This is a genomic window from Silanimonas lenta DSM 16282 (assembly GCF_000429065.1).
Taxonomy (GTDB): Bacteria; Pseudomonadota; Gammaproteobacteria; order Xanthomonadales; family Xanthomonadaceae; genus Silanimonas; species Silanimonas lenta.
In genome coordinates this window covers 171,888-193,882 of sequence record NZ_AUBD01000005.1, presented here as the reverse complement: position 1 = coordinate 193,882, position 21,995 = coordinate 171,888, and the positions used below count along the sequence as shown (strand labels likewise).

General features: G+C 71.3%; 16 protein-coding genes. 12 read left to right on the top strand and 4 right to left on the bottom strand.

Annotated elements, in window-relative coordinates:
* Positions 1 to 33: 33 nt before the first annotated feature.
* From G408_RS12985 to tkt, 4 genes are all read left to right on the top strand, one after another.
* Complete coding sequence (locus tag G408_RS12985) at positions 34 to 1,206, top strand: EAL domain-containing protein (RefSeq protein WP_051282570.1); 1,173 nt, start codon at positions 34 to 36, stop codon at positions 1,204 to 1,206.
* Between the two features lie 48 nt (positions 1,207 to 1,254).
* Positions 1,255 to 2,871: an alanine/glycine:cation symporter family protein gene (locus tag G408_RS0103515; RefSeq protein WP_211226642.1), complete on the top strand. Its 1,617-nt coding sequence runs from the start codon at positions 1,255 to 1,257 to the stop codon at positions 2,869 to 2,871.
* Between the two features lie 10 nt (positions 2,872 to 2,881).
* Positions 2,882 to 4,219, top strand: coding sequence for a dicarboxylate/amino acid:cation symporter (locus tag G408_RS0103510; RefSeq protein WP_028769963.1), 1,338 nt, complete (start codon positions 2,882 to 2,884; stop codon positions 4,217 to 4,219).
* A 123-nt stretch (positions 4,220 to 4,342) separates the two neighbouring features.
* Positions 4,343 to 6,346 carry a transketolase gene (gene tkt, locus G408_RS0103505; RefSeq protein ID WP_028769962.1) on the top strand — a complete coding sequence of 668 codons (2,004 nt, stop codon included), beginning with the start codon at positions 4,343 to 4,345 and terminating at the stop codon, positions 6,344 to 6,346.
* Here tkt and G408_RS12980 read toward each other — a convergent pair.
* From G408_RS12980 to G408_RS0103490, 3 genes are all read right to left on the bottom strand, one after another.
* Positions 6,303 to 8,345 (bottom strand): acetyl-CoA hydrolase/transferase C-terminal domain-containing protein, encoded by a 2,043-nt coding sequence (locus G408_RS12980; protein ID WP_084628054.1) that lies wholly within the window; start codon positions 8,343 to 8,345, stop codon positions 6,303 to 6,305. The two genes, tkt and G408_RS12980, sit on opposite strands and share 44 nt — an antisense overlap.
* Before the next feature lie 62 nt (positions 8,346 to 8,407).
* The gene (locus G408_RS0103495) at positions 8,408 to 9,019 is read right to left on the bottom strand and encodes an OmpW/AlkL family protein (RefSeq protein WP_028769961.1); all 612 of its coding nucleotides are present in this window, start codon (positions 9,017 to 9,019) and stop codon (positions 8,408 to 8,410) included.
* Between the two features lie 107 nt (positions 9,020 to 9,126).
* Positions 9,127 to 9,969 carry a S1/P1 nuclease gene (locus G408_RS0103490; RefSeq protein WP_051282569.1) on the bottom strand — a complete coding sequence of 281 codons (843 nt, stop codon included), beginning with the start codon at positions 9,967 to 9,969 and terminating at the stop codon, positions 9,127 to 9,129.
* Between the two features lie 71 nt (positions 9,970 to 10,040).
* Here G408_RS0103490 and gap point away from each other — a divergent pair, with 71 nt between their 5' ends.
* Together gap and G408_RS0103480 are read left to right on the top strand one after the other, a co-directional pair.
* Entirely contained in the window at positions 10,041 to 11,054 is a 1,014-nt protein-coding gene (gene gap / locus G408_RS0103485) for a type I glyceraldehyde-3-phosphate dehydrogenase (RefSeq protein ID WP_028769959.1), read from the top strand.
* A 112-nt stretch (positions 11,055 to 11,166) separates the two neighbouring features.
* Positions 11,167 to 11,679: a hypothetical protein gene (locus tag G408_RS0103480; RefSeq protein ID WP_037412073.1), complete on the top strand. Its 513-nt coding sequence runs from the start codon at positions 11,167 to 11,169 to the stop codon at positions 11,677 to 11,679.
* Positions 11,680 to 11,695: 16 nt separating this feature from the next.
* Here the strand turns inward: G408_RS0103480 and G408_RS0103475 are convergent, their stop codons facing one another.
* Positions 11,696 to 12,676, bottom strand: coding sequence for an L-threonylcarbamoyladenylate synthase (locus tag G408_RS0103475; protein WP_028769957.1), 981 nt, complete (start codon positions 12,674 to 12,676; stop codon positions 11,696 to 11,698).
* A gap of 71 nt (positions 12,677 to 12,747) precedes the next feature.
* Between G408_RS0103475 and G408_RS0103470 the strand changes: the two genes are divergently transcribed.
* The 6 genes from G408_RS0103470 (at position 12,748) to G408_RS12975 (ending at position 21,928) form a co-directional block, all read left to right on the top strand.
* Positions 12,748 to 13,923, top strand: coding sequence for a phosphoglycerate kinase (locus G408_RS0103470; protein ID WP_028769956.1), 1,176 nt, complete (start codon positions 12,748 to 12,750; stop codon positions 13,921 to 13,923).
* A 219-nt stretch (positions 13,924 to 14,142) separates the two neighbouring features.
* Positions 14,143 to 15,609 (top strand): pyruvate kinase, encoded by a 1,467-nt coding sequence (gene pyk / locus G408_RS0103465; protein WP_028769955.1) that lies wholly within the window; start codon positions 14,143 to 14,145, stop codon positions 15,607 to 15,609.
* 71 nt (positions 15,610 to 15,680) lie between these two features.
* The gene (locus tag G408_RS0103460) at positions 15,681 to 16,685 is read left to right on the top strand and encodes a class I fructose-bisphosphate aldolase (RefSeq protein WP_028769954.1); all 1,005 of its coding nucleotides are present in this window, start codon (positions 15,681 to 15,683) and stop codon (positions 16,683 to 16,685) included.
* Between the two features lie 183 nt (positions 16,686 to 16,868).
* Positions 16,869 to 17,981, top strand: coding sequence for an efflux RND transporter periplasmic adaptor subunit (locus tag G408_RS0103455; RefSeq protein WP_028769953.1), 1,113 nt, complete (start codon positions 16,869 to 16,871; stop codon positions 17,979 to 17,981).
* A 9-nt stretch (positions 17,982 to 17,990) separates the two neighbouring features.
* Positions 17,991 to 21,152 carry an efflux RND transporter permease subunit gene (locus tag G408_RS0103450; protein ID WP_028769952.1) on the top strand — a complete coding sequence of 1,054 codons (3,162 nt, stop codon included), beginning with the start codon at positions 17,991 to 17,993 and terminating at the stop codon, positions 21,150 to 21,152.
* Positions 21,149 to 21,928 carry a TrmH family RNA methyltransferase gene (locus tag G408_RS12975; protein WP_051282568.1) on the top strand — a complete coding sequence of 260 codons (780 nt, stop codon included), beginning with the start codon at positions 21,149 to 21,151 and terminating at the stop codon, positions 21,926 to 21,928. Before G408_RS0103450 ends, G408_RS12975 begins: the two co-directional genes overlap by 4 nt.
* The last annotated feature ends 67 nt before the right edge of the window (positions 21,929 to 21,995 follow it).

The following is a 21,995-nucleotide window of genomic DNA, read 5'->3' as shown; positions in this document are numbered from 1 at the left end:
TGGCGCCGGGATCCGGGCGGGCCGGAGGGGGCGATGGACGGGGCGACGCTGCAGCTGGCCACGGGCGGGGTGCTGTTCCGCGAGGGCGACCCGCCGACCACGGCCTTCATCCTCGAGGAGGGGCAGATCGAGATCCGCGCCACCCAGCGAGGGCGGCAGGTGGTGCTGGCGGTGCTCGGCCCCGGATCGATCGTCGGCGAGATGGCGGTGATCGACGAGGCGCCGCGGACGGCCACGGCGCTGGCGCTGGCGCCCTGTCGCCTGCGGGTGCTGGAGCGCTCGCAGATCGCCGAGCGCCTCGCCCAGGCCGATCCCATCCTGCGCGCCCTGCTGCAGGGCACCCTGCAGCGCTACCGCAGCGCACTCGCGGCCCTGCAGGGGCGGCGCGAGGCCGTGGCCAGGATCACGGAGGACGCGGCGGAAGCCGCCGGAGTCGGCAAGATGCGGCTGGAAAGCCAGTTGCGCGAGGCCCTGCAGACCGGAGGGCTCGACGTGCGCTACCAGCCCTTGCTGCACGTGGCGTCCGGGAAGGTGGCCGGGTTCGAGGCCCTGGTGCGCTGGACCCATCCCGAGCGCGGGCCGGTCTCGCCGGCCGAGTTCGTGGCCCTCGCGGAAGAAACTTCGCTGATCGTGCCGGTGGGCGAGTATGTGTTCGACACCGCCTGCGCGGCGGCCCGGGCCTTCATCGAGGCCGCCGGGCGGCCGCTTTTCGTCGCCGTGAACGTCAGCGCGAAGCAGCTCCGCGAGCCCGGTCTGCTGGAACGGGTGATCGCCCGCGTGGACGGCGCCGGATTGCCGCGGGGCAGCATCAAGATCGAGATCACCGAGAGCCAGGCCCTGGACCCGGTGGTGGTGCAGGGCTTCATCGAGCTTTGTCACGCCCACGGAATGAAGGTGGCGCTGGACGACTTCGGCACCGGCTATTCCCATCTGACCCAGCTGCACCGCCTGCCCTTCGACACGGTGAAGGTGGACCAGGCCTTCGTCCGCAGCATGCTCGCCGAGCCGCGGGCCATGGCCATCGTCGAGGCCATCGTCGCCATGGCCAAGCGCCTGGGCGCCGAGCTGGTCGTGGAGGGGGTCGAGAGCGAGGCTGAGTTGGACGTGCTGCGGCGGTTGGGCTGCGACTACGCCCAGGGCTGGCTGGTGGGCCGGCCGCAGACCCGGGAAGAACTGCTGGCCCGCGGATCGCCCCTGTTCGCCTGAGTCTTTGCTAGGCTCAGGCCTCATTTTCACCTGGGGAGTGAGCGGACGATGAGCAAGGCGGGTGGCCCGGCCTCGGGCGTGGTACGGACGTGGCGGTCGCGCCTTGCAGGCGTTCTCACGGGCATGGCCCTGGTGTTCGGCCCGACGGTGGCCATGGCGGCGGAAGAAGCGGCGCCGAGCATCGACCAGCGCATCAACCAGGCGGTGCAGCCGGTGGCCCAGGCGCTGGGCGGCGCGATCTTCTCCCGGGCCTGCATCGGTGATGGCGTTTCGCTCTCGATGTCCGGCTGCGCGGAGGGCCAGACCGGCGTGCCGCTGATCGTGGTCTGGCTGCTGCTGGGCGGCGTGGTCACCACGCTCTATTTCCGTTTCATCAACTTCCGCGGCTTCGCCCAGGGCTTCCGGCTGATGCGCGGCGACTACGCCGTGGCCTCCGATCCGGGCGAGGTCTCGCATTTCCAGGCGCTCACCTCGGCGGTCTCGGGCACGGTGGGCCTCGGCAACATCGCCGGTGTGGCGCTCGCCATCACCGTCGGCGGCCCCGGCGCGGCCTTCTGGATGATCGTGGCCGGCCTGCTCGGCATGAGCACCAAGTTCGCCGAATGCACGCTCGGCGTGAAGTACCGGCAGGAGAACCCGGACGGCACGGTCTCCGGCGGCCCGATGTACTACCTCTCGCGCGGTCTCGCCGAGCGCTACCGCGGCCTTGGTGGCGTGGGCAAGGTGCTGGCCGTGGTGTTCGCCATCTGCAGCATGCTGGGCGGCATCGGCGCCGGCTCGATGTTCCAGGCCAACCAGGCCTATGCCCAGTTCCACGCCCTCACCGGCGGCGTGAACGGCCCGCTGGAGGGCTATGGCTGGGCCTTCGGCATCGGCATCGCGGTGCTGGCCGGCCTCGTGGTGCTGGGCGGCATCACCCGCATCGGCAGCGTCACCGCCCGCCTCATCCCCTCGATGATCGTGCTCTACCTGCTGGGCTGCTTTGCGGTGCTGGCGGTGAACATCGCGGCCCTGCCCGAGGCCATCGCCATCATCTTCCGCGCCGCCTTCTCGGGCGAGGCCGCGGCCGGCGGCGTGATCGGCGCCCTCCTGGCCGGCTTCCAGCGCGCGGCCTTCTCGAACGAGGCGGGCCTCGGCTCGGCGGCGATCGCCCATTCCGCGGTGAAGACCAAGCACCCGGCCACCGAGGGCCTGGTCGCGCTCTGGGAGCCCTTCGTCGACACCGTGATCGTCTGCACCGCGACCGCCCTGATGGTGGTGGTGACCGGCGCCTACAAGCTCGAAGGCCTCGAGGGCGTGGCCATCACCTCCAGCGCCTTTGCCACCGTGTTCAGCTGGTTTCCTTACCTGCTCACCGTGGCGGTGTTCCTGTTCGCCTTCTCCACCATGCTCACCTGGGCCTATTACGGGGCGAAGGCGGCCACCTACATCACCGGCGAGCGCCGCTGGGTGACCAATACCTACATCCTCGTCTACCTCGGCGCGGCGGTGGTGGCCTGCACCATGAACCTGGGGCAGCTGATCGACCTCTCGGATGGCCTGATCTTCCTCATGGCCATTCCCAACCTGATCGGCGTGTACCTGCTGCTGCCGGTGGTGCGCGAGGAGGTGGACGACTACTTTGCCAAGCTGAAGTCGGGCGAGATCCGCGCCACCCGGAGCTGAGGAGACAGGCATGGGCGGCAGCGAAGGCCGGGGGCTTGCCCTGCACACGAAGATGCTGCTCGGCTTCCTCGCGGGGGCCGTGGCCGGCGCCATCGCTTTCCCGCTCGGCCACGCCACGGGCGCCGACGGCGCCCTGGTGCAGGCCGGCTGGCTGACGGCACTCATCACCTACGTCACCGGGCCGGTCGGGCAGGTGTTCCTGCATCTGCTCTTCATGCTGGTACTGCCGCTGGTGTTCTCGGCCCTGGTGCTGGGCGTGGTGGAGATCGGCGATCCCAAGTCGCTGGGGCGCATCGGCCTCAAGACGCTTGGCTTCATCCTCTCGGTGAGCGCGCTGGCGGTGCTGCTCGGCCTGCTGGCGGTGAACCTGTTCAAGCCCGGGGCCGGCATCGATGCCGGCGTGGCCGAGGCCCTGATGCAGCAGTCGGCGGGGCAGGCCGGGGAGATCGCCGCCAAGGGCCAGCAGGCCTCGGCGCTCGCGGTGCTGATGGGCATCGTGCCGCGCAACGTGCTGGCGGCCGGGGTCGAGGGCAACCTGATCGGCGTGATGTTCTTCGCCCTGATGTTCGGCGTGGCCGCGGCGGTGCTGCGCACGCCGGGGGTGAATGCCTTCCTCGCCGCCGTCCAGGGCGTGTACGACATCAGCATCAAGCTGATCCAGTGGGTCATCCGCCTGGCGCCTTACGCGGTGGCCGCTCTGCTGTTCAGCCTGATCGCCGCCCGGGGCCTCGGCGCCCTCATTCCGCTCGGCAAGTTCGTGCTGGTGGCGGTGGGGGCGCTGGCGGTGCACCTCTTCGTGGTGTTCCCCATCCTGGTGCGGGTGTTCGGCGGCATGTCGCCGCTCGACTTCTTCCGCCGGGCCCAGCCGGCCATGCTGACGGCCTTCTCGACCTCCTCCAGCTCGGCCACCCTGCCCACCACGCTGAAGATCGCCGAGGAGAACCTCGGCACGCCGCGCCGTATCGGTCGCTTCGTGTGCACGCTCGGGGCCACGGCCAACATGAACGGCACCGCCCTGTTCGAGGGCGTGACCGTGCTGTTCCTCGCCCAGTTCTTCGGCGTGGAGCTGAGCCTGGCCCAGCAGCTGCTGGTCCTGCTGATGTGCGTGCTGGGCGGCATCGGCGCCGCCGGCGTGCCCGGTGGCTCGCTGCCGGTGATCGCCTCGATCCTGGTGATGTTCGGCATCCCGGCCGAAGGCATCGCCCTGATCCTCGGCGTCGACCGCTTCATCGACATGTGCCGTACCGTGGTGAACGTGACCGGCGATCTCGTGGGCACCGTGGTGGTCTCGCGCGGCGAGGCTCCGGACCCGCCGGAGGCGCCTGCCGTGGAGGCGGGGCAGGGCTAGCAGGCCGCGGCCGAGCCTTCAAGGGCGACGGCACCGGGCCGGGGATGGGAGAATGGGCGGCCGCGTCGCGCGTTCTGCGGGGCGCCGGCCCTTCCGCCCGCCACCGCCCAAGGCCTGCCGCCGATGACCCGTCCTGCCCGCCGCGATCTCGCGAACGCCGTCCGTTTCCTTGCCATCGATGCCGTGGAGGCCGCCAGATCCGGCCACCCGGGCATGCCCATGGGCATGGCCGACATCGCCGAAGTGCTCTGGAACGACCACCTCCGGCACAACCCGGCGAACCCGAAATGGCCGGACCGCGACCGCTTCGTGCTCTCCAATGGCCATGGCTCGATGCTGCAGTACGCCCTGCTGCATCTTTCCGGCTATGACCTGCCGCTGGACGAGCTGAAGCGCTTCCGCCAGCTGCATTCGAAGACCGCCGGCCATCCGGAGCGGCACATCACCCCGGGGGTCGAGACCACCACCGGGCCGCTGGGGCAGGGCATTGCCAATGCCGTGGGCATGGCGCTGGCCGAGAAGCTGCTGGCGCAGCGCTTCAACCGCGAAGGCCACGCGATCGTCGATCACTACACGTACTGCTTCATGGGCGACGGCTGCCTGATGGAAGGCATCTCGCACGAGGCCTGCTCGCTGGCCGGCACCTGGGGCCTGGGCAAGCTGATCGCCTTCTGGGACGACAACGGCATCTCCATCGACGGCGAGGTGCAGGGCTGGTTCACCGACGATACGCCGAAGCGCTTCGAAGCCTATGGCTGGCAGGTGATCCGCAATGTCGATGGCCATGACCCCGACGAGATCCAGCAGGCGATCGCCACGGCGAAGGCCGAGACGCAGCGTCCGACCCTGATCTGCTGTCGCACGCACATCGGCTTTGGTTCGCCGAACAAGCAGGGCAAGGAGAGCAGCCATGGCGCGCCGCTGGGCAAGGACGAGGTGGCGCTGACCCGCGAGGCCCTGAAGTGGCCTCATGCGCCCTTCGAGATTCCCGCGGAGATCCGCACGGCCTGGGACGCCCGCGAGCGTGGCGCCAAGGCCGAAGCCGACTGGAATGCCCGCTTCGCTGCCTACAAGGCTGCCCATCCGGCGCTCGCCGCCGAGTTCGAACGCCGCATGGCCGGCGAGCTGCCGGCAGACTTCGCGAAGATCGCCCGGGACTACATCGACAGGCTGCAGGCCGAGGGCCCGGTGGTGGCCTCGCGCAAGGCCTCGCAGATGGCCATCGAGGCCTTCGCTCCGCACCTGCCGGAGCTGGTGGGCGGCTCGGCCGACCTCGCGCACTCCAACCTCACCACCTGGAAGGGCCAGAAGGCCGTGACCACCGCGGATGCCGACGCCCGCTACGTGCACTACGGCGTGCGCGAGTTCGGCATGACGGCGATCGGCTCCGGCCTCGCGCTGCATGGCGGCTTCATCCCCTTCGATGCCACCTTCCTCGTGTTCTCGGACTACGCCCGCAACGCCGTGCGCATGAGTGCGCTGCTGCCGGTGCGTTCGATCCACGTCTACACGCACGACTCGATCGGCCTCGGCGAGGATGGCCCGACGCACCAGCCCATCGAGCACCTCGCCTCGCTGCGGCTGATCCCGAACCACGACGTGTGGCGCCCCGGCGATGCGGTGGAGTCGGCCGTGGCCTGGGCCTGTGCCCTGCAGCGCGCCGAAGGGCCCTCGAGCCTCGTGTTCTCGCGCCAGAACCTCGCCCACCAGCAGCGCACGCCCGAGCAGGTGGCCGCCATTGCGCGCGGCGGCTATGTGCTCAGTGATCCTGCCTCGGCGAAATTCGATCTGATCCTGATCGGCACTGGATCGGAGCTGGAGCTGGCGCGCCTGGCCGCCGTGAAGCTCGCGGAGGAAGGCATCCAGGCCCGTGTGGTCTCGATGCCCTGCTTCGAGGTCTTCAAGCGCCAGCCGCTGGAGTACCGCGAGGGCGTGCTGCCTTCATGGTGCCGCAAGCGGGTGGTCGTCGAGGCCGGCAGCACTGAGCACTGGCGCTGCATCGCCGGCCTCGATGGCGCCGTGGTCGGCATCGACCGCTTCGGCGAGTCGGCCCCGGGCGAGGTGCTGATGAAGCACTTCGGCTTCACCGTGGAGAATGTGGTGGCGGCAGCGAAGGCCCTGCGCTGAGAGTGTGGGCGGTCGCGCGCAAGGCCGACCGCAGCAGCCTGCGCTCCAGCGCCTCGCGCCATCCTTCGCGGCCGTCGTAACCCATGCGGGCGAGGGCGGCAGCTTCGCGCGGGGTGGCGCGGGCTTCGTCGAGCCATAGTGCCTTCCACAGGGCGCTGGCCTTGCCGACGCGCGTCGCGGTGTCACGTTTCAGCCGGCCAAGCGCGCGCACGAGGTCCTGCTCGGTGGGCGTGAAATCGCTGCCCATGGGGTACTCGGGCAGCAGGCCCTCGCGGCGGAAGGGGCCCAGCGCCGCGTCGATCGCCTCTGGGGTGTTGCGAGCCCACGTGCCCGCATCCGCGCGGTCGAGCTTGCCGGCGGCGACAGCCTTTTCCGCGAGTGTTGGCATGAAGCGGGCATCGCCGATGGCCAGCATGGCGCGGATGCAGTCGGCATCGCTCCGATCGCGCAGGTCGGCGATGCCATATTCGCTGATGGCGAGATCGCGCAGATGCCGTGGGATGGTGGCGTGGCCGTAGTGCCAGAGCAGGGAGCTCGAGACCATCGCACCGCTCTCGCGCACCGCACGGAACAGCAGGATCGAGCGTGCGTCCGGCAGGGCATGGCCCATGGCCACGAAGTTGTACTGGCCGCCCACGCCGGAGACGACGCGGCCGTCTTCCAGTGCATCGGACACCGCCGCGCCCAGCACCGTCTGCATCATCGTGGTATTGATGAAGCGGGCGTGGCGGCGCTGCGCGGCCCGCAGCGGGGCGTCTTCGGTGCCGAGCTGGTTGATCTCGCTGATCCGCGTCATGCGCAGGCGGAAAGGGCTGTCGGCGCCGCCGATCTGCCGCAGCCAGCCGTAGAGCTTGTGGCTGCCGAGGAAGAAGCCGCCGTGCAGCAGCTCGCCCTCGGCCTCGCGCAGGGCGAGGTCGGCGGGCGTGGCGGTTCCGGCATCGAGCCGGGCTTGCGCGGCGGCATCCGGCACCACGGCGCGCTTCAGCACGCCGGCCTCGGCCAGCACGCGGAAGCCGTCCATCACCATCTCGCTGCAGCCGAACAGGCCGTGCTCGAAGGGGGCAAGGCCACCGGTCTCGCGCACCAGGGCGGAGGTGCCGGCCTCGGGCCAGAGGGCTTCGAGGATCCGCCGGTAGTCGGCATTGCGCGTGTGTCGCAGCACGAGGGCATGGGTCAGGGCATCCGACAGTGCGCCGATGCCGATCTGCAGGGTACCGCCGTCCTTTACCAGCGTGCTGGCGTACAGGCCGATCGCGAACTCCGCCAGTGATACCGGCTGGCGCGGCACGGCGAACAGGGGTGGCAGTCGCGCAGGCGTCAGCACGATGTCGAAGAAGCCGGGATCGACCGAGGCGCCGCGCTCCACATAGGGCAGCTCGGGATGGACCTCGGCCAGCATCAAGGGGCGCGGCAGGCCGCGTGCGGCCAGGGCGTCGACGAGGTCGAAGGTGAGATCGGGGTTGCAGCTCAGCGAGAGCCGGCCGCCTGGGCCGCGGGCCACCGACTGCACGATGGCATTGCAGCCGCGTGCCGCGATCCCGCGTGCGGCATGCGTGTAGTTCAGGCTGGCATAGTGCTGCTGTGCCTGCCGCGAGCCGAGCAGGGCGCCGGAGGGCAGGTAGAACTCCTCGACCTCGATGTTCGGCGGCAGCGCATCGCGCTGCTGGGCGAGGAACCAGGCTGGATCCTCGAAAGCGGCGCCGAAGTGGCGTTCGACGAAGGGGCCGAGGAAGCGCCGTTCCAGGCCCGCCTTCGCCCGTGGGCGTGCCAGCGACAGGGCGCTGAGGATCGTGAGCCGGCGCGACGGATCGGCGGCGATGCGGGCATACAGCGCGTTGAGCACGCGGTGAGGCTTGCCGAGCCCGAGTGGCGCGCCGACCACCAGATGGGGACCGGCGTGCCGGAGCAGGCGCTCGATGGCGTCCTCGAGCGCCGGATCGGAGCGGGCCGTTTCCGCGCCAGACGCGCGGGAGGCCGGAGGGGACAGGGGATTGCTCATGGCGCGCGGCATCGGCCCGGGTGGCATACAGCCTAGCCCGGACCGTGCCGCGGCGAGGGGCTTCAGAAGGTGGTGCCCACCATCAGGCTGAACACCAGCGGGTCGACGTTGGCAGTGCCGATGCGGGTGCCGTTGAGGCGGACCTTGGAGTCGATGTCGATCCAGCGCAGGTCGGCGGTGGCATGCCAGGAGTCGGAGAGCCGGAACAGCAGGCCGGCCTGCGCGGCCGCGCCCCAGCTGTTCTCGAGGTCGACCCGCGCGCCGGCCACCGGGCCGCGTTCCTGCTCGTCGTAGACCCAGGTGAAGTTCACGCCGGCGCCGAGGAAGGGGCGCACCGCGGCATCGCGCCCACCGAAGTAGTACTGCAGGCTGACGGTGGGCGGCAGGTGCTTGAAGCGCACCGACTCCGCGCCATTGAGCCTGGCGGTGTGGCTGAAGGGCGTGGCGGCCAGCACGTCGATCGCCCACTGGTCGGTGAGGAAACGGCCCAGGCTCAGGCCGAGCTGGGTATTGCTGTCGATGTCGACGCGCAGGGCGCCGGCAGCGAGGCGGCCGTTGTCCGACTTCGGATCGACATGGGTGGCGCCGCCGCGGATCCACCAGTCGCCGGCGAAGGCCGGGGCGCTGGCGAGGAACAGGGCGGAAGCAAGCAGGGTGGGGGTGAAGCGGTTCATCGGATGACTCCAGTGACGAAGGGACCCGCACGAAGCGGGGCTCCGCCAGTGTCATCGCGATGGCCGCTGTGGCCCTTGATCGGCGCCAAGCGACGGCTTGACGGCAATCAAGGCGGAGGCGCGAGCGCCTGTTCCAGCAGGGCCGCGAGCCGCTCTCCAGCCTGGCGCAGGCGCTGTTCCGCCAGCGGCCGCTTGGCTTCCATGTAGGCCTGGGTGATGAAGGGGCGCTCCGGATAGAGCGAGGCCTCGCCGATCATGCGGCAGCTCTCCAGCGCCCATTCCACTTCCGGCTGGGCGAGGCCGAGGCTGTGGTCTTCCGGCAGGGACGGGCCGCCGGCGAGCTGGCGGGCGTAGGCCTCGGGCTCCAGCCCGGCATGGCGCACGAGGGCCGAATCCCAGACGGCATGCAGGTTCCAGCCCTGGCGCTGCCAGCGCACCTGGGCGAGGTTGCCGCCGCGGTCGTCGGCGAAGCCGGCGTGGAAGGGCTGGTGCACGTCGCCGACGAAGTGCACCACGAACTTCAGGGCCTCCGTGCGGCGGGCCGGCGGCTGTCCGCGGTCGGCCAGCAGGGCGAGCTGCTCGCGGATGGCGCCGACGATGCACTGCCGAGGCGCGCAGTCGCGTTCGGCCTCGAACTGGCAGGGCGTCTCGCGCGGCAGGTTCACCCAGTGCCAGGAGGCGGTGTGCCGCCACTCCGGCAGGTCGCGCACCTCGTCTGCCCAGGCCGACACGCCGGCCAGGCTCGGCTCCGGCTCGCCGGCCAGCAGGCGCTCCACCTCGGCCCGTGCCGCCGGCGAGAGCCGGGCCTCGGCGAGATGTCCGATCACCCGGTGGCCCTCCCGGCCCCAGCCCAGCGCCGCGGGCGGGGCGAGGGCCAGGGCGAGCAGGGGGGTGAGGAGGGCCAGGCGCAGGGGACGGGAAATGCGGGGAATGCAGGCGGGCCAGGGCATCGGAGGGCGCAGGGCAGGGGTGGGGCGGGTAAACTACCGCGCTTTCCCCCTCCCGCCCACAGGAGCGCTCCATGGCCATCAAGGTTGGCATCAACGGCTACGGCCGTATCGGTCGCAACATCCTCCGTGCGCTGTACGAAGCCCGGCGTACCCACGAGATCCAGATCGTCGCCATCAACGACCTGGGCGATGCCGAGACCAACGCCCACCTCACCCAGTACGACACGGCGCACGGCAGGTTCCCCGGCGAGGTCTCGGTGGATGGCGGCGACCTCGTGGTGAACGGCGACCGCATCAAGGTGTTCGCCGAGCGCGATCCGGCCAAGCTGCCCTGGGGCGCCAACGGCGTGGACGTGGTGCTGGAGTGCACCGGCATCTTCACCAGCAAGGCCAAGGCCTCGGCGCACCTCGCCGGTGGCGCGAAGAAGGTGGTGATCTCGGCCCCGGGCGGCAGCGACGTCGATGCCACCGTGGTCTATGGCGTGAACCACGGCGTGCTCAAGGCTTCGGACACCGTGATCTCGAACGCCAGCTGCACCACCAACTGCCTCGCGCCGCTGGCCAAGGTGCTGCACGAGAAGATCGGCATCGTGCATGGCCTGATGACCACCATCCATGCCTACACCAATGACCAGGTGCTGACCGACGTCTACCACTCGGACCTGCGCCGCGCCCGCTCGGCCACCATGAGCCAGATTCCGACCAAGACCGGCGCCGCCGCCGCGGTGGGCCTGGTGCTGCCGGAGCTCAATGGCAAGCTCGATGGCTTTGCCATGCGCGTGCCCACCATCAATGTCTCGGTGGTGGACCTGAGCTTCGTCGCCGCCCGCCCCACCAGCAAGGAGGAGATCGACGCCGCCGTGCTCGAGGCCTCGCAGGGCGCGCTCAAGGGCATCCTCGGCTTCAACAAGAAGCCGCTGGTGTCGGTGGACTTCAATCACGACCCGCACAGCTCGGTCTACGACAGCACGCAGACCCGCGTGATGGGCGGCACCCTGGTGAAGGTGCTCAGCTGGTACGACAACGAGTGGGGCTTCAGCAACCGCATGCTGGACACCACCCTGGCGCTGATGGCGGCGAAGTAAGCCGCCTGCCGCGGCGCGCGGACGGAGGGCCGGTCGCCGACCGGCCCTTCCTTTTTCAGGGGGCACGGACCGCCCCTTCCCTTTTCCGGAAACGCGCCCCAGCATCGCCGGCATGGCCGACATCGAGATCCGCCTCGACCGCCTGGAGCAGCTCTACGACGGGCTCGACCCGGCGCCGTTCCGCGACAAGGCGCTCGACCGCGCCGCCGAGGCCTACCTGCTGGAATGCGCCGAGGATGCGCCGGGCGATGCGGCCCTGCGGGTGCGCATCACCGTGCCCGCGGCCCTGGTCGATCGCCAGCCGGAGGTGGCCGCCGCGATCCATGCCCATTTCGGCTGGCTGTGGGAGCGGGCCGAGCGCCGCCGGATCGCCCGCGGCCGGGTGCACCGCGTGGCGATGGTGCTGGGGCTCGGAGTGCTGCTGGCCGCCCTTGGCCTGCGCCGGCTGTTCGAGGTCGAGACGAGCGAGATGGCCCAGGTCCTGCGCGAGGGCCTGCTGATCCTCGGTTGGGTGGCCCTGTGGCGGCCGGTGGAGTGGGTGCTGTTCGATACCTGGGAGCACCGGCAGCGACGGTCCGCGCTGCGGCGGCTCAGCCGGGCCGAGGTCTGCCTGCGGGCGGAATGAGGCGCCCGGGCCCGGCTCAGGTGCCGTCGGCGTCGCGCGGCGCCGAGGCGCGGCGCAGGCGGTCGTTCACCGCCGCCCAGGCCGCGGTATGTGGCGGCAGTTCGGCCAGCAGTACCTCGAAGCCGCGGGCATCGAGCCTCCGCAGCGCGGCGTAGAGGGCGTGGCCATAGCCGGCGAGGTCGGCGGGCAGCACCTCGCCTTCGATGTCCTTGAAGGGCTGGCCGCGCAGCAGGGCGGCCACCCGCTGGCCGCGTTTCTGCAGTTCCTTGTAGCGCGCCACCAGCGGAGCGCGGGCCAGCACCTCCACCTGCGCCCGCGGCGCATAGTGCGAGGCCAGGGTGCCGGAGGCGCGCGGGCTGTCGCCGTCGGCTCCCTCGGCCACCGGGCCGATGATGGCCTCGATCTCGGGGCGGCTGATCTTGCCCGGGCGCAGGATGCGCGGGGTTTCGCCGGAGAGATCGACGATGGTGCTCTCCAGGCCGATCTCGCACTCGCCGCCATCCAGCACCACCGGCACGGCATCGCCGAATTCGTCGCGCACGTGCTGGGCAGTGGTGGGACTGATGTGGCCGAAGCGATTGGCCGACGGGGCGGCCACGCCGCCCTCGAAGGCCCTGAGCAGGGCCTGCGCCACCGGATGCGCGGGCACCCGCAGGCCCACGGTGTCCTGGCCGCCGGTCACCTCGTCGGGCACGTTGGCGGCGCGCGGCAGGATCAGGGTGAGCGGGCCGGGCCAGAAGGCCTCGGCCAGGGCCTCGGCGGCCTCCGGCCAGTCGCCGGCCCAGCGCGAGGCGGCCAGCGCATCGGCCACGTGCACGATCAAGGGATGGTCGGAGGGCCGGCCCTTCAGCGCGTAGATGCGCCGTACCGCCACCGGATCGTGGGCATCGGCGGCGAGGCCATAGACGGTTTCGGTGGGCAGGCCGATCGGCTCGCCGCGGCGTAGAGCCGCGAGGGCGTCGTCCAGGGTGGGGGGGCGCGTGGATTTCCCGTCCATGCAGCCATGCTAGCCGCGCGCCCCGGGTGCGACAATGCGCCCCCCAACCCCCATCCCAACCCGGAGACGCCATGGCCATCCTTCGCATGACCGACCTCGACCTCAAGGACCAGCGGGTGCTGATCCGCCAGGACCTCAATGTGCCGATCGAGGATGGCCGGGTGAGCTCGGAGCAGCGCATCACCGCCTCCTTGCCGACACTGCGGCGGGCCCTGGAGCAGGGGGCGGCGGTGATGGTGATGTCGCACCTCGGCCGCCCGAAGGAAGGGCAGTGGAGCGCCGAGGATTCGCTGGCTCCAGTGGCCGAGCGGCTCTCGGTCCATCTCGGCCGGCCGGTGCCGCTGGTGCGCGACTGGGTGGACGGCGTGGCCGTGCGGCCCGGCGAGGTGGTGCTGCTGGAGAACTGCCGGATGAACGTCGGTGAGGCCAAGGACGACCCGGCGCTGGCGGCGAAGTACGCCGCGCTCTGCGACGTGTTCGTGATGGATGCCTTCGGCACCGCGCACCGCGCCCAGGCCTCCACCCACGGGGTGATCCGCGCGGCGAAGATCGCCGCCGGCGGGCCTTTGCTGATGGCCGAGCTCGACGCGCTGGCCCGTGCCCTGGCGCACCCGGCGCGCCCGCTGCTCGCCATCGTCGCCGGCTCCAAGGTCAGCACCAAGCTGGAGCTGCTGGGCAACCTCGTGGAGAAGGTCGACCAGCTGATCGTCGGCGGCGGCATCGCCAACACCTTCATCGCCGCCGCCGGCCACCCGGTGGGCAAGTCGCTGGTGGAGACGGACCTGCTCGATACTGCCCGGGCCATCGTGGCCAAGGCCGAGGCCCGCGGCGCCTCGATCCCGCTGCCGGAGGACGTGGTGGTGGCCCCGGCCTTCGCCGCCGACGCCCCGGCCAGCGTGCGCGGCGTGGCCGAGGTCCAGCCTGGCGACATGATCCTCGACATCGGCCCCAGGACCGCCGCCCGCTACGCCGACCTGATCGCCCGGGCCGGCACGGTGGTGTGGAACGGGCCGGTGGGGGTGTTCGAGTTCGATGCCTTCGGCAAGGGCACCGAGGCCCTGGCCCGGGCCATCGCCGCCTCCAGCGCCTTCTCGATCGCCGGCGGCGGCGACACCCTGGCGGCCATCGACAAGTACGGCGTGGCCGGCGACGTGGGCTACATCTCGACCGGTGGCGGCGCCTTCCTCGAGTTCCTCGAGGGCAAGACCCTGCCGGCGGTGGCGGCGCTCGAGGCGCGGGGGGGCTGAACCCCGCGTCCGCACGAGGCAGGCGCCCCAGAGAAGGGCCGCACGCGGCAGGCAGGCTCGCCCACAACCGCCGCCCGCACGAGGCAGGCTCTCCCGTCGCGGTCCCCTTGGTGCGAAGCGGCAGCCCGCGGGCGGTGCCCACAGCCCTGCAAACGTCTGCATCCCCGCCCGTTACGCCGCTCTGCTAGCGTAGCCGTGTCCTTTTCGATCCCGCTTCCCATGAGCCAGGCGCTGCGCCGCACCAAGATCCTCGCCACCCTCGGCCCGGCCACCGACGCCCCCGGCGTCATCGAGGCCCTGCTCGATGCCGGGGTGAACGCGGTGCGCCTCAACTTCTCCCACGGCAACGCCGACCAGCACGCCCGGCGCATTGCCGCGGTACGGGCGGTGGCGGCCCGTACCGGGCGCGAGATCGGGGTACTGGCCGACCTGCCGGGGCCGAAGATCCGCATCGAGCGCTTCGCCGAGGGGAGGGTGTCGCTGAAGACGGGGCAGGGCTTCGCCCTGGTCTGCCGGGCCGACGCGCCGGCCGGCGACGCCACGCAGGTGGGGTGCAGCTACCTTGGCCTGCCCGGCGACGTGGGGCCCGGTGACACCCTGCTGCTCGACGACGGCCTGATCGCCCTGCGCGTGCGGCGGGTGGAGGGCGAGGTGGTACATACCGAGGTGCTCACCGATGGGGTGCTCTCCGACCGCAAGGGCCTGAACCGCCTGGGCGGCGGCCTCAGCCTCGGGGCACTCACCGAGGAGGACCGTGCGCATATCCGCACTGCGGCCCGGCTCGGGGTGGATTTCATCGCCGTTTCCTTCTGCCGTTCCGCCGAGGACGTGGAACTGGCCCGCCGCCTTGCCCGCGAGGCCGGTTCGGAGGCGCAGATCGTGGCCAAGATCGAGCGCGCCGAGGCGATCGACAACCTCGTCGAGATCGTCGAGGCGGCCGAGATCGTGATGGTGGCGCGCGGCGACCTCGGGGTGGAGATCGGCTACGCCGAACTGCCCGGCCTGCAGAAGACCATCATCCGCGAGGCCGTGGCCCGCAACCGGCTGGTGATCACCGCCACCCAGATGCTGCAGTCGATGGTGGACAACCCGATCCCGACCCGTGCCGAGGTGCTGGACGTGGCCAACTCGGTGATCGACGGCACCGACGCGGTGATGCTCTCGGCCGAGACGGCGAGCGGGCAGTACCCGGTGAAGGCGGTGGAGGCGATGGCGCAGATCTGCCTCGGGGCCGAGCGCCAGTTCCGCCACGACACCGATTTCGAGGCGGCGCGCCGCGGCCTCACCCGCGCCGACGAGGCGATCGCCATGGCGGCGATGTTCCTCACCGAGCACATCGAGCTCAAGGCCATCGTGGCGCTCACCGAGTCTGGCGGCACGGCGCGCTACCTCTCGCGCTACCGCGCCGCCTCGCCGGTGTTCGCGCTCAGCCGCTTCGACGAGGCGCGGCGCAAGATGTCGCTGATGCGCGACGTCTACCCGATCCATTTCGATACCCGCGGGCTCTCGCCCGGGGTGGCGGCCCGCAGCGCCGCAAAGCAGCTGCATGATCTCGGCCTGCTGGCGGTGGGCGACCGCATCATCGTCACCAACGGCGATTCCATGGAGCGCCGCGGCGCCACCAACACCCTGCGCCTGCTGGAGATCGGCGAGGGCGGGCACGTCGAGGGGCTGGGCGAGCTCTGAGGCCCTGTGGGCGGCCGGGGCCGGGGCCTCGGCTATAATCCGGGGCTTTCCACCCCCGCCGAGCCCCCGCAATGAGCATCGAAGAACTTGCCGACATCGCCCAGGCCATGGTCGCCCCGGGCAAGGGCATCATCGCCATCGACGAATCCACCGCCACCATCGCCAAGCGCTTCGCCTCGGTGGGGGTGGAGAACACCGAGGAGAACCGCCGCGCCTACCGCGAGATGCTCCTCACCACGCCGAACCTCTCCGATTACATCTCCGGCGCCATCCTCTACGACGAGACGATCCGCCAGAGCACCCGGGACGGCGTGCCCTTCACCAAGATCATGATGGACGCCGGCATCCTGCCCGGCATCAAGGTGGACACCGGCGCCAAGCCGCTGGCCGGCTGCCCGGGCGAGCTCGTCACCGAGGGCCTCGACGGCCTGCGCGAGCGCCTGGCCGAGTACGTCAAGCTGGGGGCGAAGTTCGCCAAGTGGCGCGCCGTGATCACCATCGGCGAGGACATTCCCACCGGCACCTGTATCGACTCGAACGCCCATGCCCTGGCGCGCTATGCCGCGCTCTGCCAGGAGGCCGGCATCGTGCCGATGGTGGAGCCGGAGGTGTTGATGGACGGCGACCATGACATCGATACCTGCTACGACGTGACGGAAGCCGTGCTGCGCAGCCTGTTCGCCGCCCTGTACGAGCACAACGTGATGCTGGAGGGCTGCATCCTGAAGGCCAGCATGGTGATCTCCGGTAAGGACTGTCCGGAGCAGGCCGATGCCGAGGAGGTAGCGGCGCAGACGGTGCACTGCCTGAAGGCCACCGTGCCGGCCACCCTGCCGGGCATCGTGTTCCTCTCCGGCGGCCAGAGCGACGAGCAGGCCACCCGCCACCTCAATGAGATGAACCAGCTCGAAGGCAATCCCTGGCCGCTGTCCTTCAGCTATGGCCGCGCCATGCAGGCCGCCGCGCTGAAGATCTGGGCCAAGGACCCGGTGAACAACGTGGCCGAGGCGCAGAAGACGGTGTATGCCCGCGCCAGGGAGAACGGCCTCGCCGCCCTCGGCGAGTGGCAGGGCTGATCCTCCGGGCCAGCGCCTGCTCCCGACGCCGGCCTGCGGGCCGGCGTCGTCGTTTCGGCGCAGGGGAATGCTGCGTTGCAAAGCTGGGACGCCCATCCATGCGACGCTGACACGCCTTCACGCATCCTCTGCGCTGCCATGCCCGCCGGCCCGGACGGCCGGGCCACGGACCAAGGACCCCGGATGATCCCTCGCGCACCCCGCCTCGCCCGTTCCTGTCTCTTCCTTGCCAGCCTGCTGCTCGCCGCCTGCGGCGGTTCGGGCGGGAGCGCCCCCGGGGGCGGGCCGGGTGGCCCGCCGGCGGTGGTCACCACCACCGTGGTCGTCGAGTCGCCCTGGATCGAGCGCCTCGAGGCCATCGGCACGGCCCGCGCCAGCGAGTCGATCGCCATCACCTCCAAGCTGTCCGAGCGGGTGCGGCGGGTGCGCTTCGAGAGCGGCCAGCGGGTGGAGGCCGGGCAGGTGCTGGTGGAGCTCGACGTGGGGGGCGATGTGGCCGAACTCGACGCCGCCCGCACCGCCTATGCCGAGGCGCAGCGCCAGTTCGAGCGCCAGCGCCAGCTGGCCGCCGAGCGCCTGATCCCCACGAGCCAGCTCGACGCCCAGCGCGCCGCCCGCGACGCCGCGCAGGCCCGGGTGCAGCTCGCCATCTCGCGGGTCTCCGACCGCGCCATCGTCGCCCCCTTCGCCGGCGTGCTCGGCCTGCGCGAGGTCAGTCCGGGGCAGTTGCTCGGCCCGGGAACCGTCATCACCACCCTGGATGCCGTCGACACCATGCAGGTCGATTTCGCCGTGCCCGAGGTGCAGCTCTCGAAACTGCGCGAGGGCCTGGTGGTGGAGGCGCGCAGCGACGCCTGGCGCGGCGAGGTGTTCACCGGCCGCGTCATCAGCGTGGACTCGCGGGTGGACGTGGCCACCCGCTCGGTGAACGTGCGCGCCGCCATTGAGAACCCCGAGGGCAAGCTGCTGCCCGGCATGCTGCTCACCGTGACCGTGCTGCAGGAGGAGCGCCCGGTACTGGCGGTGCCCGAGATCGCGGTGCAGCAGGCCGGCAGCCAGAGTTTCGTGTTCCGGGTGAAGGAGGACGGCACCGTGGAGCGCGTCAACGTGGTGCTGGGGGGGCGCGAGCCGGGCCGCGTGGCGATCGCCGAAGGGCTGTCGGCCGGCGACCGCATCGTGGTGGACGGCACCCAGAAGCTGCGCCCGGGCCAGCGGGTGGCCGAGGCCAGGCCGGCGGTGGAGGCCGCTGCCGCCCTGCGTGCTGGCACCACGCCCGGTTCCCCGGCCGGCGCCTGAGGCATTCCCATGGTCCTGTCCGAGCTCTGCATCCGCCGTCCGGTACTGGCCACGGTGATGAGCCTGTTGCTCATCGTGCTGGGTCTGATCGCCTTCTCTCGCCTCACCCTGCGCGAGCTGCCGGACATCGACCCGCCGGTGGTCTCGGTGCAGACCAACTACCCTGGCGCCTCGGCCGCGGTGGTGGAGAGCAGCGTCACCCAGATCATCGAGGATGCGGTGGCCGGCATCGAGGGCGTCGATCTCATCGAGAGCTCCTCGCGCAACGGCCGCTCGGACGTGAACCTCGAATTCAACCTCAGCCGCGACATCGAGTCGGCCACCAATGACGTGCGCGATGCAGTCTCGCGCGTGGCCAACCGCCTGCCGGTGGATGCCGATCCGCCGCAGGTGGCGAAGCAGTCGGCCGATGCCGAGCCGATCATGTTCCTGTTCGTGGCCTCGCCGAACCGCGACATCCTCGAACTCACCGACTACGCCGAGCGCTATCTCGTCGACCGCTTCGCCAGCATCCCGGGCGTGGCCAGCGTGCGCCTCGGCGGCGGCCAGCGCTATGCCATGCGCATCTGGCTCGACCGCAGCGCCATGGCGGCGCGCGGGCTCACGGTGAACGACATCGAGGCGGCGCTGCGGCGCGAGAACGTCGAGCTGCCGGCCGGCCGTCTGGAATCCACCACCCGCGACTTCATCCTGCGCATGTCGCGGGCCTACCAGACGCCGGAAGACTTCGCGGCCATGGTGGTGGCCCGGGGGGGCGATGGCCGCCCGGTGCGGCTCGGCGACGTGGCCACGGTGAACCGCGAGGCCGCCGAGCGCCGGGCCTGGTTCCGCGGCAATGGCGAGCCGCAGGTCGGTTTCCAGATCATCAAGACCTCCACCGCCAACTCCATCGACGTGGCCAAGGCAGTGCGCGCCGAGGTCGATGCGATTTCCGCCGGGCTGCCGGAGGACATCCGCCTCGGGGTGGCCTTCGACTCCACCCAGTTCATCGAGGTGGCGGTGTTCCAGGTCTGGAAGACGGTGGCCGAGGCCCTGGTGCTGGTGCTGCTGGTGATCTGGGCCTTCCTCGGCAGCGTGCGTGCCGCCCTGGTGCCGGCGGTGACCCTGCCGGTCTGCCTTACCGCCGCCTTCATCGCCCTCTGGGCCTTCGGCTACTCGATCAACCTGCTCACCCTGCTCGCCATCGTGCTCTCGATCGGCCTCGTGGTGGACGACGCCATCGTGGTGCTGGAGAACTGCCAGCGCCGGGTGGACATGGGCGAGCCGCGCATCGTGGCCGCCACCCGCGGCACCCGCCAGGTGGCCTTCGCGGTGATCGCCACCACCGCGGTGCTGGTGGCGGTGTTCGTGCCGATGGCCTTCCTCGAGGGCAACAACGGCCGGCTGTTCCGCGAGCTGGCCGTGGCCCTGGCCGGCGCCATCGTGATCTCGGCCTTCGTGGCCCTGACCCTGACGCCGATGATGTGCTCACTGCTGCTGGAGCCGCACCAGCCGCGCAGCGGGGGCTTTGCGTCCCGGGTGGACGCCCTGCTCGCTCGGGTGACCGCGGCCTACCGGCGCTCGCTGGAGCGCATGGTCGACCGCACCTGGACCTTCGCCGGCGTGGTGGTGGCCGCGGTGGTGCTGGTGCTGGTGCTGCTGCGCCTGGTGCCTTCCGAACTGGCGCCGCCCGAGGACCGGGGCAGCTTCTTCGTGCAGGTCTCGGCGCCGGAGGGCGCGGGTTTCGACTACACCGTAGAACAGATGAAGCAGGTCGAGGCCATCCTGCTCGACAACGCCCGTGAGGGGGGCGCCATCCACCGGGTGATCGCCCGCGTGCCGGGCGGCTTCGGCGGCGGCAACGAGGACATGCACACGGCCAACGCCATCGTGCTGATGCAGCCCTGGAACCAGCGCGACGTGACCACCAACGAGGTGGTCGATGCGGTGCGCGGCCAGCTCGCCGTGGTGCCCGGCGTCACTTCGCGGCCGGTGGCCCGCTCCGGCCTGACCCGCTCGCGTGGCGGCCAGGCCCTGCAGGTGGTGCTGGGCGGCCCCGACTACGCCGAGCTGGCGCAGTGGCGCGATGCCCTGCTGGCCGAGATCGAGGCCAACCCGAAGCTGTTCGGCGCCGATTCCGATTTCAAGGAGACCCGGCCCCAGCTGCGTATCGACATCAACCGCGAGCGCGCCGCGGCACTCGGGGTGTCGGTGCAGGAGATCGGCCGGACCCTCGAGATCATGATGGGGTCGCGGCGCGTGGGCACCTTCGTCGATGGCGGCGAGGAGTACGACGTGATCGTCCAGGCCCGCGGCGAGGACCGCGCCTCGCCGGCGGCCATGGAGGGGCTCTTCGTGCGCAGCGCCAGCGGCCAGCTGGTGCCCCTGGCCTCGCTGGTCACCGTGCGCGAGCTGGCCGAGCCGGGCAGCTTCAACCGCTTCAACCGCCTGCGTGCCATCACCCTCTCGGCCTCGCTGGCGCCCGGCTACACCATGGGCGAGGCCACCGCCTGGATCGAGGAGACGGCGCGCCGGGTGCTGCCGCCGAATGCCCAGGTCGATTTCAAGGGCGAGGCCCGTGAGGCCCGCGAAAGCGGCCGGGCCGTGCTGTTCGCCTTCGCCATGGCCCTGCTCATCGTCTACCTCGTGCTGGCTGCGCAGTTCGAGAGCTTCGCCCATCCCTTCGTCATCATGCTCACCGTGCCGCTGGCGGTGCTCGGCGCCCTGCTCGGGCTGTTCGCCATGAGCCTGGTCTCGGCGGCCGGCTTCTGGGGGCCGGGAGCCAGCCTCAACCTGTTCAGCCAGATCGGCCTGATCATGCTGGTGGGGCTGGCGGCGAAGAACGGCATCCTGATCGTCGAGTTCGCCAACCAGCTGCGTGACGAGGGCCGCGAGGTGCGGCGCGCCATCCTCGACGCCGCCTCGATCCGCCTGCGGCCGATCCTGATGACCTCGATCGCCACCGCCGCCGGCGCCCTGCCGCTGATGCTCGGTACCGGCGCCGGCTCGGCCTCGCGCAATGCCATCGGCATCGTGGTGGTGTTCGGCGTGGTGCTCTCCACCTTCCTCACCCTCTACGTCATCCCCGCGCTCTACCTGCGGGTGGCGCCCTACACCACGGCGCCTCAGGCTCGCACCCGCGAGCTGGAGCGGCTGGAAACCCTGCACCCGGACGCCGAGGCCCAGGCATGAGGCCGGCCTCCCGGGGCGGGCAGGGCGGCGTGCGGCCGCCGCGCGCCGAGGACGAGTTGCGCCTGTTCGGGCTGAATGCCTGCAAGGCTGCCTTCGCCGCCCGCCCGCAAGACCTGCGCAAGCTCTGGCTGCTCGGCTCGCGCATGGGCGAACTGCGCGAGCTCCTGGCCTGGTGCGTGGCCCAGCGTCGTGGCTACACCGTGGTGGAGGAAGACGACCTCGACCGGCTGGCCGGCACCCGCCACCACGAGGGCGTGGTGATGGCCGTGCGCCGCCGCCCCGAGGCCACGCTGGCGGCCTTCCTCGCCGGCCTGCCCGCGGGTCCCTGCCAGCTGCTGTGGCTGGATGGCGTGGGCAACCCGCACAACTTCGGCGCCATCCTGCGTTCGGCGGCGCATTTCGGGGCGCCGGCGGTGCTGCTGCCGAAGGACTCGCCGCTCACGCTCTCCGGCGCGGCCGCGCGGGTGGCCGAGGGCGGCGCCGAGGCCGTCGGGCTGGTGCGCCTCGGCACGGCCGACGAGGCCGTGCCGTTGCTGCGCGCCCAGGGCTTCCAGCTCTTCGCCACCGTGGTGCGCGGAGGCGAGGACCTCTACCGCGCCGCCCTGCCGGAACGCTGCGTCTGGGTGCTGGGCGCCGAGGGCGAGGGCCTCGACCCCGTGCTTGCCGCCGCCTGCGAGGCACGGGTGGGCATTCCCGGCAGCGGCCGGGTGGAAAGTCTGAACGTGGCCTCGGCCACGGCGGTCTTCCTCGCGGAGTGGCAACGGCGCCGCCGCTGAGCCTTGGCATACTCGGGCTTCCGCGCCGGGGCGCCCGATGGGGCCCGCCGCCCGACCCGCAAAGCCG